This is a genomic window from Aquabacterium sp., assembly GCF_036273115.1.
Lineage (GTDB): Bacteria > Pseudomonadota > Gammaproteobacteria > Burkholderiales > Burkholderiaceae_C > Aquabacterium.
In genome coordinates this window covers 196295-211193 of the sequence record NZ_DASUIN010000028.1, presented here as the reverse complement: position 1 = coordinate 211193, position 14899 = coordinate 196295, and the positions used below count along the sequence as shown (strand labels likewise).

The window sequence follows — 14899 nt, the reverse complement described above, 5'->3', positions numbered from 1 at the left end:
GGCTGAGCTCAAGGCATGACCTTGGCATCTTGCACAAAGCGGGTCGTGAAGGTCTTCTTGAAATCGACTTTCTTGGGGTCGAGCAAGCGATGCGCCACCAGCAGATCGTAGGTTTGCTTCATGCGTGCTTCGGTGATGGTGCCAATGCCCATGCGGGCCGCATCGCCCCCCAGCACCGAACCCGAATCGCGAATGGTACGGATGCCGTATGCCAGCAAGGCGTCGGTCATGGCGGGGTTGTCTTTCTTGATAAGAGCATGCGCGGGGCTGGGGTCACCGGTGAGATAGCTTTTCCAGCCCTGCATGGATGCTTTGACAAACGCCGACACCGCCTGAGGGCGGGCTTGCAACGTTTTGCTGGAGCACACAATCGTCATGGCGTAGGGGGGCCAGCCTTGATCAGCCAGCATGAACACCGACGGCTTGATGTGGGCTTGTTGCTCGATGCTGAAGGGTTCCGACGCCAGATAGCCCTGCTGGGCTGATTTGGGGTCGGCCAGGAAGGGTTGGATGTTGAAGTTGTAGGGGCGCATCTGGCGATCGCTGAAACCGAATTTCGATTTCAACCAGGGCCAGTAGGTGACCATGCCTGCACTGCCAATGAACAGGGTGCGCGACTTGAGGTCTTGGAACTGTTTGACATCGGGGTGGGCGATCAGCACCACGGGGTCCTTCTGGAACGCCGCGGCCACGGTGACGGCGTCGATGCCCTGTTCCCAGGCTTGAATGGTTTGAACGTCGTAGCCCATGATGCAGTCGGCCTGGCCCGCCATCATGACTTGCATGATGTTGATTTGCGGGCCGCCCATCTTGATGGTCACATCCAGCCCCGCTTGCTTGTACAAGCCGGTGGCGAGGGCTTGGTAATAGCCGCCGTGTTCGGCTTCGGCATACCAGTTGGTCAGGTAGGTGAACTTCTCTGCCGCGTGAGCCGAGGGCGCAGCGAAAGCTGGCAGCATGGACAGGGCCGAGGCCCAGGTGGCGAGGGTCTTGCGATTCATGGCTGAATGATGCTCTGGCGGTTCGGGCTGGATGGAGTAGGGCTTGCTGCGGACGCGCTGGAAGTGACTGGGGTGTTCAGCGCTTGGTCCAGAAAGCGCAGCGCCTCGCTTTGATAGGTTGAGCCGAATCGGGGAGCAAAGGCCTGGATGTGCTCGCCACCGGTCACCGTGATCAGTTGTTTGGGCTCGCCTGCCAGCTCGAACAGGTGTTGTGCGTGCGAGTAGGGAATGACCTTGTCGGCCGTGCCATGAATCAGCAACAGCGGAATCGGACTGATGCGCCCCACAAAGCGAGTGGGGCTGTAGTCATCGTTCATCAGCAGGCCGGCGCCAGGCACTTTCTCGCTGGCAATGTCTGAGTAGCCGGTAAAAGTGGCCTCGATGATCATGGCGCGCACGCCATTTCGATCTCCTGAGCCCACCGCCGCGATGGCATTGGCACCGCCCAGGCTCTGACCGAAGATGACGAGTCGATCCGGATTCACATCGGGGCGCTGGCGAATGTAGTCAATGGCGGCACGGCTGTCTTCAAACACACCTTTGACATGAGGGCGGCCCTTGGACGTGCCATAGCCGCGGTAGTCGAACACGAACAGGTTGTAGCCGTTCTGGGGCAACCATTGTGCAAAGCGCCAATGCGCAGAGATGTTCTGGGCGTTGCCATGGAAGTGGATGGCCGTGCCCTTGGCCTGCTTCGGATCGCTGACGCCTGTTGCCGCAATGAACCAGCCCGTCAGGGCAGTTCCGTCGGCACTGTGAAAGGTGACCTCTTCGAAGTTCAAGCCCAAGTGGGTGGGAACGTCGTACAGGATGTCATCTGGCTGATAAAACAGATTCTGGGCGCAGCCTGCCATCAACAGGCTGGCGACCAGAGCCAGAATGATGCCGGGGAGGCGCTTCATGGCGGTGAATCAGGGGTTCACGATGCGGTCCATGCGCTTGTTGCGCAGTTCGGCGTCTTTTTCGGGGTCTACCAGCAGGTTGCGTACATTGGCTCGCGGGGCACCGTCTTTTTCAGGTGCGGCGGTGGCGCTGGGGCTTGGTACCACGGTGACCGAGCCTCCTTGCACGCCGAATTCCTTGCTGCCAGCGGGGCAGTCACCATCGGTGTAGGTGATTTCGCGTCCCTTTTTGCACTTGCGCATGGCACCTGCAACACGGGTCACGACTGGAGGCCGGGGTGCGAGCGATTCGCCGGTGGCGGGCGCTGGCCCTGCGCTGGGGGGCGGCATGTTGTCAAACTCAATGGCGGCCGCCGGGCTGGGGGGTGGGTTGACCAGGTTTTGCACGGCATCGGCGTTCTTGTAGCGCCATCCCATGCTGGCCAGCACCATGAGCAGCAGGCCCCAGAAAATGTGTTTGACGGTCATGTGGCGTTCCCTGACTGGTTGATCTTGTTCAAGTCAGCAAGTCTATTAGGGAACGGGCAACGACTTGGGTGGCGCGCCGCAGATCGGCCAGAACGAGGTGTTCGTCGGCGCGCTTGGCGTTGGATTCGAGCACGGTGCGTGGGCCAGCGCCATAGATCACCGCCGGAATGCCGTGGGCGCTGTACAAGCGCACATCGGTGTACAGCGGCGTGCCGCTGACTGGGATGGGTTCACCAAACACGGCTTCGCCATGCTTTTGAATGGCCGAGACCAAGGGGGCGTTGCCCGGCAGAGGGCGCAGGGGGTGAGCCAGAAGTAAGCGTTTGATCTCGACCCGAATACCGGGGTATTGGCCGGCAGCGTCTTCAATGACCCGCCGTATCTGTTGCTCCACCTCGACGGGGTTCTCCTCGGGGATCATGCGCCGGTCAAGCTTGAACACGACTTTGCCCGGGACCACATTGGTGTTGGTGCCGCCCTCGATGCGCCCCACATTCAGGTAAGGGTGGTCAATGCCCGCCACAGCCGATCGCACCGAGCGATACCGTTCGTTTTGCTGGTAAAGGGCATTGAGGATGCATACCGCGCCCTGCAGGGCGTCGACGCCGGTGTGGGGAATGGCGGCGTGGGCCATCACGCCATGCACGGTGACTTCCATTTGCAGGCAGCCGTTGTGTGCCGTGACGACCTGGTAGCTGAATCCTGCTGCGATCAGATAGTCAGGCTGGGTCAGCTTGTGGGCCAGTAGCCAGCCTGGCCCCAGTTCGCCACCGAACTCCTCGTCGTAGGTGAAGTGCAACTCCACGCTGCCTTTGAAGGCCAGTCCGGGTGTTTGGGCAGCCAGAGATTGCAGTGCGCGCAGCGCAAAGGTGTAGGTGGCGAAGTCGCTTTTGCTGACAGCCGCGGCGCGGCCATAGAGCTTGCCTTGGTCCACTTCGCCACCGTAGGGAGGGTGCGTCCAGCCTTCGCCCGGGGGCACCACATCGCCGTGGGCATTGAGGGCCACGGTGGGTCCATCGCCAAACCGGTGGCGCACGATGAGGTTGGTCAGGCTGGTCAGGCCGTATGCGTGAACCTGTGCGGCGGGTACCGGGTGCTTTTCGGCATTCAGCCCCATGGCAGCCAGCAATTCGGCGGTTCGCTCAGCGTGTGGGGCGTTGTTGCCCGGTGGGGTGTCGGTGGGCACGCGCACCAATTCCTGCAGATACCGCACCTCTTCGTCAAAGTGCGACTCAATCCAGGCGTCTACCGCGGCGTAGGCAGCGTTTCGATCCATGTCAGGCTCCCAGGGCCAGCTTGTGCAGCAAGTGTGTGAAGGCTTCGACGCACAACTGGGCGTCGTCGTTGGTGATGCTTTCCAGCGGGTTGTGACTGATGCCGGCATGGCCGCCTCGCACAAACAGCATGGCCTGGGGCATGATCTGGTGCAGTTTCATGGCGTCGTGCCCAGCCCCACTGGGCAAAGTGAATGGAGGCAGTCCGCATTGCTGAACGGCCTGGCGCCAACGGGTTTGCCAGCGTGCATCACACGGCGCGGCGGGCGCGGTGAGGAGGTGTTTGGCCTCGTATTGCACGCCTCTGCGTTGGCAGATGGCATCCAACTGGGCCAGCACGTCGCGGGTGAGTGCTTCGCGTTGGGCATCGACAGGGGCGCGCAGGTCCAGACTGAGTTGGCAACGGCCTGGAATCACATTGATCGACCCCTGTGGCACCTGCAGCATGCCGACCGTGCCCACCGAGGGACCATGGGGGCTGTCGGCATCGGCCTGTGCGCGCTGCTCCACGTACAAGATCAGCTCGGCGGCGGCCGTGGCTGCATCGTGTCGCAAGGGCATGGGTGTGGTGCCAGCGTGTGCGGCCGTGCCCATGATGTCTAGGGCATAGCGTGTGCTGCCGTTGATCGAGCTGACCACGCCCAAGGGCATGTCCTGCGCATCGAGCACAGGGCCTTGCTCGATGTGGAGTTCTACAAAGCCGAGATATTGCGCTGGGTCTCGTTTTTCAGTTCTGATGGCGTCCAGTGTGCCGGGCAGGTTCGCCTCACGCATGGCCTGCTGCATGCTGACGCCATCGGCGTCGGTCTGATCCAGCCAACTTGGGTTGAAGTCGCCCACGAGGGCACTGGAGCCCAGGAAGGTGGCGCTGTACCGTTGCCCTTCCTCTTCAGCAAACCCCACCACTTCGATGGCAAAGGGCAGGCGGCGGCCTTGCTGGTGCAGTTGTTGAACACAAGCCATGGGAACCAGAATGCCCAGTCGACCGTCGTATCGCCCGGCGTTGCGCACGGTGTCGTAGTGGGAGCCGGTCAGCAAGCGTGGGGCCTTGGACTCGGCGCCGTGACTTTGGCCTTCGGTTTCACCGTGATAAAGGCCCACCACATTGCCCACCGCGTCGGTGCGCACCTCATCGAATCCGCACGCCCGCATCCAGTCGCTGAGTTGGCGTGCGCAGGCCTGGTGGGCTGGGGTGAGATAGGTCACCGTCAACGGCCTTGTGCCTTGATCACACGGGGGGGCGTCAGTGAACCGAGCCAGATCGGCTGCCCAGTCCCACACCTGGTTGCCCAGTGTGGGGACGACGCCAAACCGATCGTTGAGGCGGATTTCGGCAATGCGATGGATTTGCCGCAAGCATTCGGCCCGTTCGAATTCAGCGCTGTTGCGCAACCGGCGCGCGAACGTATCGATGATCTCGGTGCGATTCAAGCCCAGCCCACGCGGGCCCCGCACGGCCAGAATGAAGGGCCAGCCAAAGCGCTGCTTGTAGGCAGCGTTGAGTTCCTGCAGGCGCTCAAATTCCTGCGGGGTGCAATGGGTCAGGCCCGCCTGATTTTGTTCTTGCGTGGATTCGGTGGTGAGTTGACCGGCAATGGCGGCTTTGCCCGCCAGTTCAGGGTGAGCGCGAATCAGGTCCACCTGTTCAACTGCCGAGGCGATTCGCACCGTTTCAGCCAGCGCGTATTTGAGTTGGGCCAGCGTTTGAAACGGACGCTTTGCCCAGGTGCGTTCGGCAATCCAGGGCGAATGCTCGTAGATGCCGTGAAGCAGTTGGGTGAACTCGGCCTGGTCTGCTGCATTGAGTTGGGTCAGTGTCACGGCTGATGCGGATTGGGTCGCTGACGAGTGTGATGCCATCGGTATTCCCAAGTTGAGTCAGGCAGAGTAGGGGTGACACGCGCGCCAGTGTCGAGCGATGTCGATGCGACGCGCCACCCAAACCCCGTCGTGGCGCTCGATGTGATCCAGGAATCGTTGCAAGGCGCGCATGCGGCCAGGGCGGCCTAGTAGTCGGCAATGCATGCCGATGCTCATCATCTTGGGGGCGTTCAGACCCTGCGGGTTGCCCTCTTCGTAGAGCACATCGAAGGTGTCTCGCAGGTAGGTGAAGAAGTCGTCGCCTTGGCTGAACCCTTGCGGCAGGCTGAAGCGCATGTCGTTCACATCGAGCGTGTAGGGCACGATCAAGTGGGGCACCGATTGCCCGTCGCTGCGTTTGACTGTGGTCCAAAACGGCAGATCGTCGCCGTAGTAGTCACTGTCGTATTCGAAACCGCCGTAGTCAGCGACCAGTCGGCGTGTGTGGGGGCTGTCTCGACCGGTGTACCAGCCCAGGGCCCGTTGGCCGGTCAGCTCTTCGATGATCTGCATGCCAATGCGCATGTGCTCGCGTTCGGTGGCTTCGTCGATTTGCTGGTAATGAATCCAGCGCCAGCCGTGGCAGGCAATCTCATGGCCCAACTCTACGAAGGCTTGGGTCAGATCCGGGTGGCGCGCCAGGGCCATGCTCACGCCAAACACCGTCAAGGGCATGCGGCGGCGTTCGAATTCGCGCAGCAGTCGCCACACCCCGGCACGAGAGCCGTATTCGTAAATCGACTCCATGCTCAGATGTCGGTCCGGGAAGGCGGGCGGGTTGGCCATTTCACTGAGGAACTGCTCGCTGCCAGCGTCGCCGTGCAAAACGCAGTTTTCGCCACCTTCTTCGTAGTTCAAGACGAACTGAACGGCAATGCGCGCCCCACCTGGCCAGCGCGCATGGGGTGGTGTACGACCGTAACCTACCAGGTCGCGTGGGTAGTGTGAAACCGGGCTGGGTGTGGGTGAACGTGTCGGCATGGTCAGTTGGGCACGCGGGGGTGCGCGGTCAGTTGGTGCTCGAGGCCCGACAGGTGGGCATCGAGCAAATGAAGGGCTTCGGCGCCATCGCCTCTTTCCAGGGCGGCCGCGAGGGCCACATGCTCGGCATGAGACTGACCGGCGTGCGAGGCCGATTGGTACATCAGACTGATGAGGGCGCAGCGCGACACCAGTTCCTTCATCAGTTCAGTCAACACCGTGTTACCGCTGAGTTCAGCCAACAGCACATGGAAGTCAAACAGCAAGCGCGTTCGCGCGGCGACATCGATTCGGGCAACCGCGTCTTGCTCGGCGCGCAAATGGGCTTTCAAGCGTTGAGAAGATGTGCCTTGCAATTGACCGGCGAGCGACTGCAGCAATTGGCCTTCCAGCATGCGGCGAACGGCAAAGACCTCGCGCGCTTCCGTGACGGAGGGCTGAGCGACAAAGGCACCGCGGGCGGGCTCGAGCGTGACCAGACGCATTTGCTGCAGTCGAAACAGGGCCTGGCGAACCACGGTACGCGACACACCGAAACGATTGCCCAGAGTCTGTTCAACCAGCTTGGTGCCGGGCTTCAGTCGGTGTTCGACGATGGCTTGAATCACCGCGCCCACAATCTGATCAGTGGCAGTGTGCAGATCGGCGACGGCCGCCTCAGTTTTCTTTGACAAGTCTGTGGCGAATGCAGCAGCATCCACCTTGAGAAGACGAGGTGTCGGGCTGGCAGTCTTGCGGCGGGCACGCATCGTGGGTAAAGTGTATACAGTTTCGCGAGAGGGACGCAAGGACAACCATGAGCCATACAGGCAAGCTGACCACCCACGTGCTCGACACCATGCACGGCTGCCCCGCCGCCGGGATGACCGTGACGCTTTACGAGTGGAACGGGCAATGGCAGATGATCAAACAGGTGCAGACCAATGCCGATGGGCGCACGGACTCGCCGCTGCTGTCCGGGCCTGAATTCAAAGCCTGTCGCTATCGACTCGAATACGACGTCGAAGCCTATTTCCGGGCCAAGGGCGTCGAGATGCCGGAGCCGGCATTCCTGAGTCTGGTTCCCATCGATTTCGGTGTGGCGCAGCCCTACATGGCCTACCATGTGCCGCTGTTGATCAGTCCGTGGGTCTACTCCACTTATCGGGGCAGCTGACGATGGCCGACTGGGGACCGTGGCTTGGCTACGCCCTGGACTGGGCCAATCTGCTGCTGCGCTGGGCGCATGTGGTGGTGGCCATTGCCTGGGTGGGGTCCTCTTTCTACTTTGTCTGGTTGGACAACAACCTGACGCCGCCACAGGATGAGGCGCTGAAAGAAAAGGGCGTGGGCGGCGAGTTGTGGGCCGTTCACGGAGGCGGCTTCTACAACCCGCAGAAGTATCTGGGGGCGCCCAAGCGCTTGCCTGATCAACTGCATTGGTTCTACTGGGAAAGTTACTCCACCTGGCTGACCGGGTTTGCGCTGTTCACCGCTTTGTACTTGTTTAACGCCGGTACGTTTCTGATTGACCCACAGGTCAAGGCGTGGACACCCGCCTCAGCCGTTGGCGCTGCCTTGGGGTTCCTGGTCGGGTTCTGGTTGGTTTATGACTTGCTGTGCCGAACGGTGGGGCGCAGACCTGGGCAGGAGCGCCTTTTGGGCGCGCTGGTCGCCGCTGTTGTGGCGGGTGCGGCCTGGTTGGCCTGTCAATGGTTCGCCGGGCGTGCGGCGTTTTTGCTGGTGGGCGCCATGATCGCCACAGCCATGAGCGCGAATGTGTTTTTCTGGATCATTCCAGGGCAGCGCAAAGTGGTTGCGGCCATGCGTGCTGGTGAGCCCGTTGACCCGAACCACGGCCTGCGTGGCAAGCAGCGCAGCGTTCACAACACCTATTTCGTCATGCCGGTGTTGTTCGCCATGCTCAGCAATCATTATCCGTTCCTGACCGGGGCCCGGCACAACTGGTTGGTGTTGGTGGCGGTCATGCTGGCGGGAGCGTTGATTCGGCACAGCTTTGTGGCTCGCCACAAGGCGCGACTGGCTGGGCAGGCCGCCCCTTGGGGCTGGGCCGCAGCAGGGGTGGCCATGCTTGTGGTTGTAGGTGTTTGGCAGGCGCCCACCGCAAGCGCGCCCCAAGTGCCTGACGGAGTGCGCCAGACGGGGGCGGCAGACAACGCTTCCTTGCTGTTGCCCCAGGTTCTGGTGGTGGTCAAGGAGCGCTGTGTGGTGTGTCATAGCTCGGCCGCACCGAACAAGGGGGTGGCGCTTGACAGCCCTGAGTTGCTGACCAGTCACGTTCAAAGGGTCTACCAACAAGTGGTCGTGCTCAAGGCCATGCCGATGAACAATGCCACGCGAATGACCCCGGCCGAGCGCGAGCTCATTGCACGGTGGGCCGGGGCGCAGCTGAAGGCGCCGACCTCGCCTTGAGGTGATACCGGTATTTGTGCTCAGCAAGCGGCATCCTGATGCGAGGTAAGGGCGAATCCGCGCTCTTAGGTGCGGGCAATTGCGATGAAATCGCTACATTGCGCACTGATGTTCATTTTTTGCATTGTTGAGTTGTCTTGAGCCTCACCGATAACGCTTCGGCCCCAGCGTCGCTGTGGGCATCGTTTCTGGATCGGGTTTTGTCCACAGACCCGAAGCAGCGGCTGCGTATTGTCCGCTCACTGATGTCGGCACTGGTGTTTGTGGTGTGTGTCGGGTTGATCGTGTACTGCTCGATCATCGGCATCATGAACCCTGCCCATGGGGGCGTGTTGGCCGGGCTGATTGCGGTGTCCTGCACCGCTTTCTACGTTGCCTTGCGCAGCGGCTGGAACGAGCGCTTTTCCGATCCCTCATTGACCTTGCCGCAAATTGTGGCAGCGCTGACCTGGATCTGTGGCGCCTATGCCATCACGAACGAAGGCCACGGCGGCACCTTGATTCTGTTTGCCCTGGTCCTGGTGTTTGGCATTTTCAACATGAATGCGCGGCGGGCCCGCTTGTCCACCTTGTATGCGATTGTGGCGATGGGCGGAACCATGCTTTTCAAATCGGTGACCGACCCACTGCACTATCCGGCCAAGGTCGAGCTGATGTACTTCGTGTTCGTCGTCACCGTCATGCCCATGATTTCTCAACTGGCCACGCAGCTCAACAGCATGCGAGGGCGCTTGAAAGAGCAGAAGCGGGAGCTTGAATCGGCGGTGGTGCGGATCCAGGAACTGGCCACTCGCGATGAGTTGACGGGCTTGTACAACCGTCGGCAGATCACCCAGGTGCTGGGCGAGCATGCGGCGCGTAGTAACCGCGGTGTGGTCAAGTTCTGGGTGGCCGTGCTTGACCTGGACCATTTCAAGCAAGTCAACGACACGTGGGGGCACCACGTGGGTGACGAGGTGCTGCGCAGTTTTGCGCAGATGGCCGCAAGCGTGCTGCGCGAGACTGATGTCATTGGACGTTGGGGGGGCGAGGAGTTTCTGGCCGTGATGCTGTCTGTGCCGCCGCACGATCCTCATGCCGGGTTGGAGCGCCTGCGTGCCAAGCTGGCCGACGCCCAGGTCAGTGAGTCGGTGCCTCATCTTCGGATCACTTTCTCTGCCGGGATGGCTGCCTACGATGAGCATTCCGAGGTCAAGCAGGCCATTGAGCGAGCCGACAAGGCGCTCTATATCGCCAAGGCAGATGGGCGCAACCGCACGGTCACTGCGTCGGACGTGGCTGCGAGCTGAGCAGTTGCGCGACAACGGAAACAGCAATCACGCCCGGCTCTTTGCCTTCGATGGCGGGTAAGCCAATCGGGCTGTGAAGTTGGTCGACGACTGCCTCAGGGAGGCCTCGCTCGGCGAGCCGTTTGCGGAACTGCGCGCGTTTGGTTTTCGAGCCGATCATGCCGACGAAGCTGGCCCCCCCGCGTTTCAGGATGGCGTGAACCAGGCGCAAATCGAGGTCATGCCGGTGAGTCAGCACCAGATGGCATGCGTTTGGTGGCGCCACAGCGACTTCGGCCTCAGCATCGTCGGTCGGGCACCAGGTGATGTGATCGGGCAGAGAGACCAGGGTGTCTGGAGACGGCAGGCCAATCGTTGAGGTGTCCTGTCTGCTGTGGTGGTCGCTCTCGTGCTGCCTCGATGGGGGATCACGTTCGTCGATCCATCGAACCGTGCAGTCAATGTCGCGCAGGATGTGGATGATGGCTTGCCCCACGTGTCCGGCTCCGTGCAGTTCCAGGTGAAAGCGGGGCCGGGGCAATCGAAGGGCCCAGGCCTCCAGCAAAGCGGCATCCACAGGCTGAAAACTCAGGCGCAGGGCTCCGCCACAGCATTGGCCCAAGGACGGGCCCAAGGCAAAGTCGTGCGACCAGGCGGTGAGGGGGCGATGGTGTTGTGCACATTCAGCCAACGCCTGGCGAGCCATGGTCACCGCTTGCCATTCCAGGTGCCCGCCGCCTATCGTGCCGACCACATCTTGCAAGGAAACCAGCATCCGGGCGCCCGACTCCCGGGGGGTGGAGCCTCGAACCTGTTCGATCTCGACCACGTAGGCGGGGCGGGCTTGTGCAAGCCATTCGCGTGCGAGGAAAAGCTGCTGCTTGGGTGTCATGTCTGGCGAACCGCTTCGATGGCATCGAGCAAGGCCTCGGGGGTGGCGGGGGCGCGCAAGGGGGGCGCCACTCCAGGTGCGGCCAGAGAGGCCACCGCGTCACGCAGAGCCAGAAACACCGAGAAAGCCAGCAGAAGCGGGGGCTCCCCCACCGCTTTGGAGCGGTAAATGGTGTCGTGGCGGTTTTCGTTGGCGAACAGCTTGACGCGGAAATCGGGGGGGCAATCGCTGGCTGTGGGAATTTTGTAGGTGGAAGGCGAGTGCGTCATCAGCCGCCCCGTGGTGGGGTGCCAGTACAGCTCTTCGCTGGTCAACCAGCCCATGCCCTGGATGAAGCCGCCTTCGATCTGACCAATGTCGATGGCCGGATTGATGGAGCGGCCCACGTCGTGCAAGAGATCGGTGCGCAAGAGCTTCCATTCGCCGGTGAGGGTGTCGAGTAGAACCTCGCTGACTGACGCGCCGTAGGCGAAGTAGTAAAACGGCCGGCCCTGCATGGTTTCGCGGTTCCAGCTCAGGCCGGGGGTGGCGTAAAAGCCGTCCGACCACAACTGCACTCGCGCGGTGTAGGCGCTCATGACCACGTCTTCAAATCGCAGGCTGGTGGCATCCGAGCCGCCTCCCACATGCACGGCATCGTTTTCAAACACGATGTCTGCCGCGGAGGTGTGATGCACCTCCGCGAGGTGCGCGGCCAGACGTTCGCGAATCTGGGCGGCCGCATCGGCGGCGGCTTTGCCATTCAGATCAGAGCCGGTCGAGGCTGCCGTGGCCGAGGTGTTGGCCACCTTGCTGGTGTCTGTTGCCGTGACGCGAACTCGGTCAAGCGACACGCCCAAAGTTTGGGCCACGATCTGCGCGACTTTGGTGTTCACCCCTTGGCCCATCTCTGTGCCGCCGTGGTTCACCAGGATGGAGCCGTCGTTGTAGACATGAACCAGGGCCCCGGCCTGGTTGAGGTGAACCACGTTGAAAGAGATGCCGAATTTCACCGGCGTCAGCGCCAGGCCCTTTTTCAGTACGGGGCTGTTGGCGTTGAATTGCGCCACCGCTAGGCGGCGCTCGCGGTATTGGCTGCTCTGCACCAGTTCATCCAGCAGGGCGGGCAACACGTTGTCGTCCACCAGTTGGCCGTAAGGAGTGGTGTTGCGCTCATCTTGGCCGTACAGATTGGCCAGCCTCACGTCGAGCGGGTCACACCCCAGCTGGCGGGCGACCGAGTCCAGGATGTATTCAATCGCCAAGGCCCCTTGGGGACCGCCAAAGCCGCGAAAGGCGGTGTTGCTCTGTGTGTGCGTGCGGGCGCAAAAGCCATGCAGGTCCACATGGGGCAGCCAATAGGCGTTGTCGAAGTGGCACATCGCCCGGGTCATCACGGGGGCCGACAGGTCGGCCGAAAACCCCGCCCGGGAAATCATGTCTATCCGGGCGGCCTGAATGCGGCCTGCTTCGTCGTAGCCCACGCGGTACTGGTGCACAAAGCAGTGCCGGCGACCGGTGATCATGAAGTCATCGTCGCGGTCCAGACGCAATTTCACGGGTCGCTTCAGCCGCCAGGCTGCCACGGCCGCAACACAGGCAAACAGGGCCGATTGCGATTCCTTGCCCCCAAAGCCACCGCCCATGCGACGGCACTCCACCTGCACCTGGTGGGCGTGCCAGTTCAAGGCCTTGGCAATGACGTGCTGCATCTCGCTGGGGTGCTGGGTGGAGCAATGCACGAACAGGCTGTCGTTTTCTTTGGGAACGGCATAGGAAATCTGCCCTTCCAGGTAGAACTGCTCCTGCCCTCCCACGTGCAGGCTGTCAGCCAGCAGGTGGGGGGCGCTGCTGAGCGCGGCATCCGGGTCTCCCCTGCGCAAATGCATGGGGGGCACCACGTGGCGTCCTGCGGCGTGGGCCTGTTCAGGAGTCAACAAGGCGGGCAGAGGGGTGATGGTGACGAACTCTTGGGCCCGTGCGGCCACTCGGCGGGCGGTGTCTCGGTGAGCCGACAGCACCACGAACAGGGGTTGACCCAGATAGTGCACTTCGCCGTCAGCGAGGATGGGGTCGTCGTGAATGATGGCGCCGCAGTCATTGAGGCCAGGAATGTCGGCCGCCGTCAGCACGGCTACCACACCCGCTTGGGCTCGCAAACCCGCCACGTCGATGGCGTGGAGCGTGCCATGCGCCACAGGCGACCAGCCCAATGCAGCGTGCAAGGTGCCCGCCAGTTCGGGCAGGTCGTCTACATAGGTGGCTTGCCCTTGCACATGCAGGTGAGCCGATTCATGCGGTGTGGGGCGGCCTGCACTCATGGGTTGGCTCCCGAGACACTGGCTGGCCAGACCTGAACCTGCTCTGCTTCCAGGGGCGCATCGGGCCTCGTTTCCAACCAGAATCGTTCCAGCAGGTTGGCGGCCACGCGCTGGCGGTGTCGGTCGCTGGCTCGCAAGTCGGTCAGTGGTGTGAAGTCTTGAGCCAGGGCAGATTGGGCTTGCCGCATGGTGGCCTCGGACCAGGGTTGGCCCAGCAGGGCCGCTTCCGCAAGCGGCGCACGCTTCGCGGTGGCAGCCATCCCCCCCCATGCCAAGCGGGCTGACACGATGGTGGGGCCGTCGAGTTGCAAGGCAAAGGCGGCGCACACGGCAGAAATGTCGCTGTCGCGCCGTTTCGAGACCTTGTAAGCCCGAACCGTGTCGGGTCGGGACGGATGCGGCAGTGGCACACGAATGGATTCCACCCATTCTCCTGGGGTCATCACGTTGCGCATGTAGTCCACGTAGAACGCTGACAAGGGCACCTCTCGCTGGTGTTGCCCGTGCCGCAACACGACGGACGCATTCAGGGCGAGCAAGATGGGTGCGCCATCGCCAATCGGTGAGCCGTTGGCAATGTTGCCGCCCAGGGTGCCGGCATGCCGAATGGGCGGTGACGCAAACCGCAGCCAGATCTCGCGCAGGGTGGGCCAGGTCGCAACCAACGCAGCCCAGGCGGTTTCCAGCGAGGCCGTGGCGCCGATTTCGAGATGGGTGGCGGTGGTGGCAACGCGGGCCAGCGATTTGACCTGCCCCAGGTAAATGATGTCGCCCAGATCCTTGAACTGCTTGTTCACCCACAAACCGACGTCGGTGCCGCCCGCCAGTAGCCGTGCATGGGGCCACTGGGCCAACCAGTAGGCCACCTCGTCCACCGTGCGAGGCGCGACAAACCGCTGCGCGTGGCCGCCATGTATGGCGCTGGGCCCGACATAGAGCAGGGGGCCATCCTGATGTGGTTGACGGGCCTGGAGCTGGGCGATGTCCGCTGAGTGATCTCGTGGCACCCGCGGAAGTTGAAACATGGCTTGCCCGGCATCCAGAATGGGGCGGTAACCTGTGCAGCGGCACAGATTGCCTGCCAGGGCATCAGCCAGTTCCGAGCGGGGTGGTGCTTCCGTGTGGGTTTCGTAAAGATGCCACAAGGACATCACAAAGCCGGGCGTGCAAAAACCGCACTGCGAGCCATGCTCTTTCACCAAGGCCTGTTGGCAGGGGTGCAGTTCGGATCCCTGGGCCACGTCTTCTACGGTGTAGAGCACCTTGCCATCCAGCGTGGGCAGGAACTGAATGCAGCTGTTGACGGTGCGCGTGCGGAGTTGCCCAGTTTCATCATCCAGTTCGCCGACCACCACGGTGCAGGCCCCGCAGTCGCCTTCGGCGCAGCCTTCCTTTGTACCGGTGCAGTGAGCGTGCTCGCGCAGCCATTGCAGGACGCTGGTGGTGGGGGGCAGGCCCGAAACCTGCTGCACCTGCCCTCGGTGCACGAAGCGGATCGGGCGAGGAGGATAGGTCAACAAGGATTCGCTCATTTCGACAGG

The 14899-nt window shown here is 62.2% G+C and carries 13 protein-coding genes; 3 read left to right on the top strand and 10 right to left on the bottom strand.

Going from position 1 to position 14899, the window contains the following annotated elements:
• Window positions 1-8: 8 nt before the first annotated feature.
• The 7 genes from VFW72_RS12940 to VFW72_RS12910 are packed head-to-tail and all read right to left on the bottom strand — an operon-like array spanning window position 9 to window position 7160.
• Window positions 9-1001 (bottom strand): ABC transporter substrate-binding protein, encoded by a 993-nt coding sequence (locus VFW72_RS12940; RefSeq protein ID WP_414638802.1) that lies wholly within the window; start codon window positions 999-1001, stop codon window positions 9-11.
• A complete protein-coding gene (locus VFW72_RS12935; RefSeq protein WP_329674707.1) occupies window positions 998-1903 on the bottom strand; it encodes an alpha/beta hydrolase in 906 nt (301 codons plus the stop codon). Before VFW72_RS12935 ends, VFW72_RS12940 begins: the two co-directional genes overlap by 4 nt.
• A gap of 9 nt (window positions 1904-1912) precedes the next feature.
• The gene (locus VFW72_RS12930) at window positions 1913-2371 is read right to left on the bottom strand and encodes a hypothetical protein (protein WP_329674706.1); all 459 of its coding nucleotides are present in this window, start codon (window positions 2369-2371) and stop codon (window positions 1913-1915) included.
• A gap of 28 nt (window positions 2372-2399) precedes the next feature.
• Entirely contained in the window at window positions 2400-3647 is a 1248-nt protein-coding gene (locus VFW72_RS12925) for a M20 family metallopeptidase (RefSeq protein ID WP_329674705.1), read from the bottom strand.
• Window position 3648: 1 nt separating this feature from the next.
• Window positions 3649-5505, bottom strand: a complete 1857-nt coding sequence (uraD, locus tag VFW72_RS12920; protein ID WP_329674704.1) for a 2-oxo-4-hydroxy-4-carboxy-5-ureidoimidazoline decarboxylase — start codon at window positions 5503-5505, stop codon at window positions 3649-3651.
• An 18-nt stretch (window positions 5506-5523) separates the two neighbouring features.
• Window positions 5524-6486 carry an allantoinase PuuE gene (puuE, locus tag VFW72_RS12915; protein WP_329674703.1) on the bottom strand — a complete coding sequence of 321 codons (963 nt, stop codon included), beginning with the start codon at window positions 6484-6486 and terminating at the stop codon, window positions 5524-5526.
• A 2-nt stretch (window positions 6487-6488) separates the two neighbouring features.
• Entirely contained in the window at window positions 6489-7160 is a 672-nt protein-coding gene (locus VFW72_RS12910) for a GntR family transcriptional regulator (protein WP_329674702.1), read from the bottom strand.
• 122 nt (window positions 7161-7282) lie between these two features.
• Here VFW72_RS12910 and uraH point away from each other — a divergent pair, with 122 nt between their 5' ends.
• From uraH to VFW72_RS12895, 3 genes are all read left to right on the top strand, one after another.
• On the top strand, window positions 7283-7642 hold the full coding sequence (gene uraH / locus VFW72_RS12905) for a hydroxyisourate hydrolase (RefSeq protein WP_329674701.1): 360 nt from the start codon (window positions 7283-7285) through the stop codon (window positions 7640-7642).
• Between the two features lie 2 nt (window positions 7643-7644).
• The gene (locus tag VFW72_RS12900; RefSeq protein WP_329674700.1) at window positions 7645-8898 is read left to right on the top strand and encodes a urate hydroxylase PuuD; all 1254 of its coding nucleotides are present in this window, start codon (window positions 7645-7647) and stop codon (window positions 8896-8898) included.
• 137 nt (window positions 8899-9035) lie between these two features.
• The gene (locus VFW72_RS12895; RefSeq protein ID WP_329674699.1) at window positions 9036-10187 is read left to right on the top strand and encodes a GGDEF domain-containing protein; all 1152 of its coding nucleotides are present in this window, start codon (window positions 9036-9038) and stop codon (window positions 10185-10187) included.
• Here the strand turns inward: VFW72_RS12895 and xdhC are convergent.
• From xdhC to xdhA, 3 genes are read right to left on the bottom strand one after another with little or no spacing between them, the layout of a single operon-like run.
• Window positions 10159-11058 (bottom strand): xanthine dehydrogenase accessory protein XdhC, encoded by a 900-nt coding sequence (gene xdhC / locus VFW72_RS12890; RefSeq protein WP_329674698.1) that lies wholly within the window; start codon window positions 11056-11058, stop codon window positions 10159-10161. The genes VFW72_RS12895 and xdhC overlap by 29 nt on opposite strands.
• Window positions 11055-13358, bottom strand: a complete 2304-nt coding sequence (gene xdhB, locus VFW72_RS12885; RefSeq protein ID WP_329674697.1) for a xanthine dehydrogenase molybdopterin binding subunit — start codon at window positions 13356-13358, stop codon at window positions 11055-11057. The genes xdhC and xdhB overlap by 4 nt, the downstream gene beginning before the upstream one ends.
• Window positions 13355-14890: a xanthine dehydrogenase small subunit gene (xdhA, locus tag VFW72_RS12880; RefSeq protein ID WP_329674696.1), complete on the bottom strand. Its 1536-nt coding sequence runs from the start codon at window positions 14888-14890 to the stop codon at window positions 13355-13357. Before xdhA ends, xdhB begins: the two co-directional genes overlap by 4 nt.
• Window positions 14891-14899 lie beyond the last annotated feature (9 nt).

What these genes read in the sequence shown, in the direction of transcription:
- uraD (WP_329674704.1), bottom strand. Translation starts at nt 5,505, where the DNA reads ATGGCATCACACTCGTCAGCGACCCAATCCGCATCAGCCGTGACACTG.
- VFW72_RS12900 (WP_329674700.1), top strand. Translation starts at nt 7,645, where the DNA reads ATGGCCGACTGGGGACCGTGGCTTGGCTACGCCCTGGACTGGGCCAAT.
- VFW72_RS12940 (WP_414638802.1), bottom strand. Translation starts at nt 1,001, where the DNA reads ATGAATCGCAAGACCCTCGCCACCTGGGCCTCGGCCCTGTCCATGCTG.
- xdhC (WP_329674698.1), bottom strand. Translation starts at nt 11,058, where the DNA reads ATGACACCCAAGCAGCAGCTTTTCCTCGCACGCGAATGGCTTGCACAA.
- puuE (WP_329674703.1), bottom strand. Translation starts at nt 6,486, where the DNA reads ATGCCGACACGTTCACCCACACCCAGCCCGGTTTCACACTACCCACGC.
- xdhA (WP_329674696.1), bottom strand. Translation starts at nt 14,890, where the DNA reads ATGAGCGAATCCTTGTTGACCTATCCTCCTCGCCCGATCCGCTTCGTG.
- xdhB (WP_329674697.1), bottom strand. Translation starts at nt 13,358, where the DNA reads ATGAGTGCAGGCCGCCCCACACCGCATGAATCGGCTCACCTGCATGTG.
- VFW72_RS12925 (WP_329674705.1), bottom strand. Translation starts at nt 3,647, where the DNA reads ATGGATCGAAACGCTGCCTACGCCGCGGTAGACGCCTGGATTGAGTCG.
- uraH (WP_329674701.1), top strand. Translation starts at nt 7,283, where the DNA reads ATGAGCCATACAGGCAAGCTGACCACCCACGTGCTCGACACCATGCAC.
- VFW72_RS12935 (WP_329674707.1), bottom strand. Translation starts at nt 1,903, where the DNA reads ATGAAGCGCCTCCCCGGCATCATTCTGGCTCTGGTCGCCAGCCTGTTG.
- VFW72_RS12930 (WP_329674706.1), bottom strand. Translation starts at nt 2,371, where the DNA reads ATGACCGTCAAACACATTTTCTGGGGCCTGCTGCTCATGGTGCTGGCC.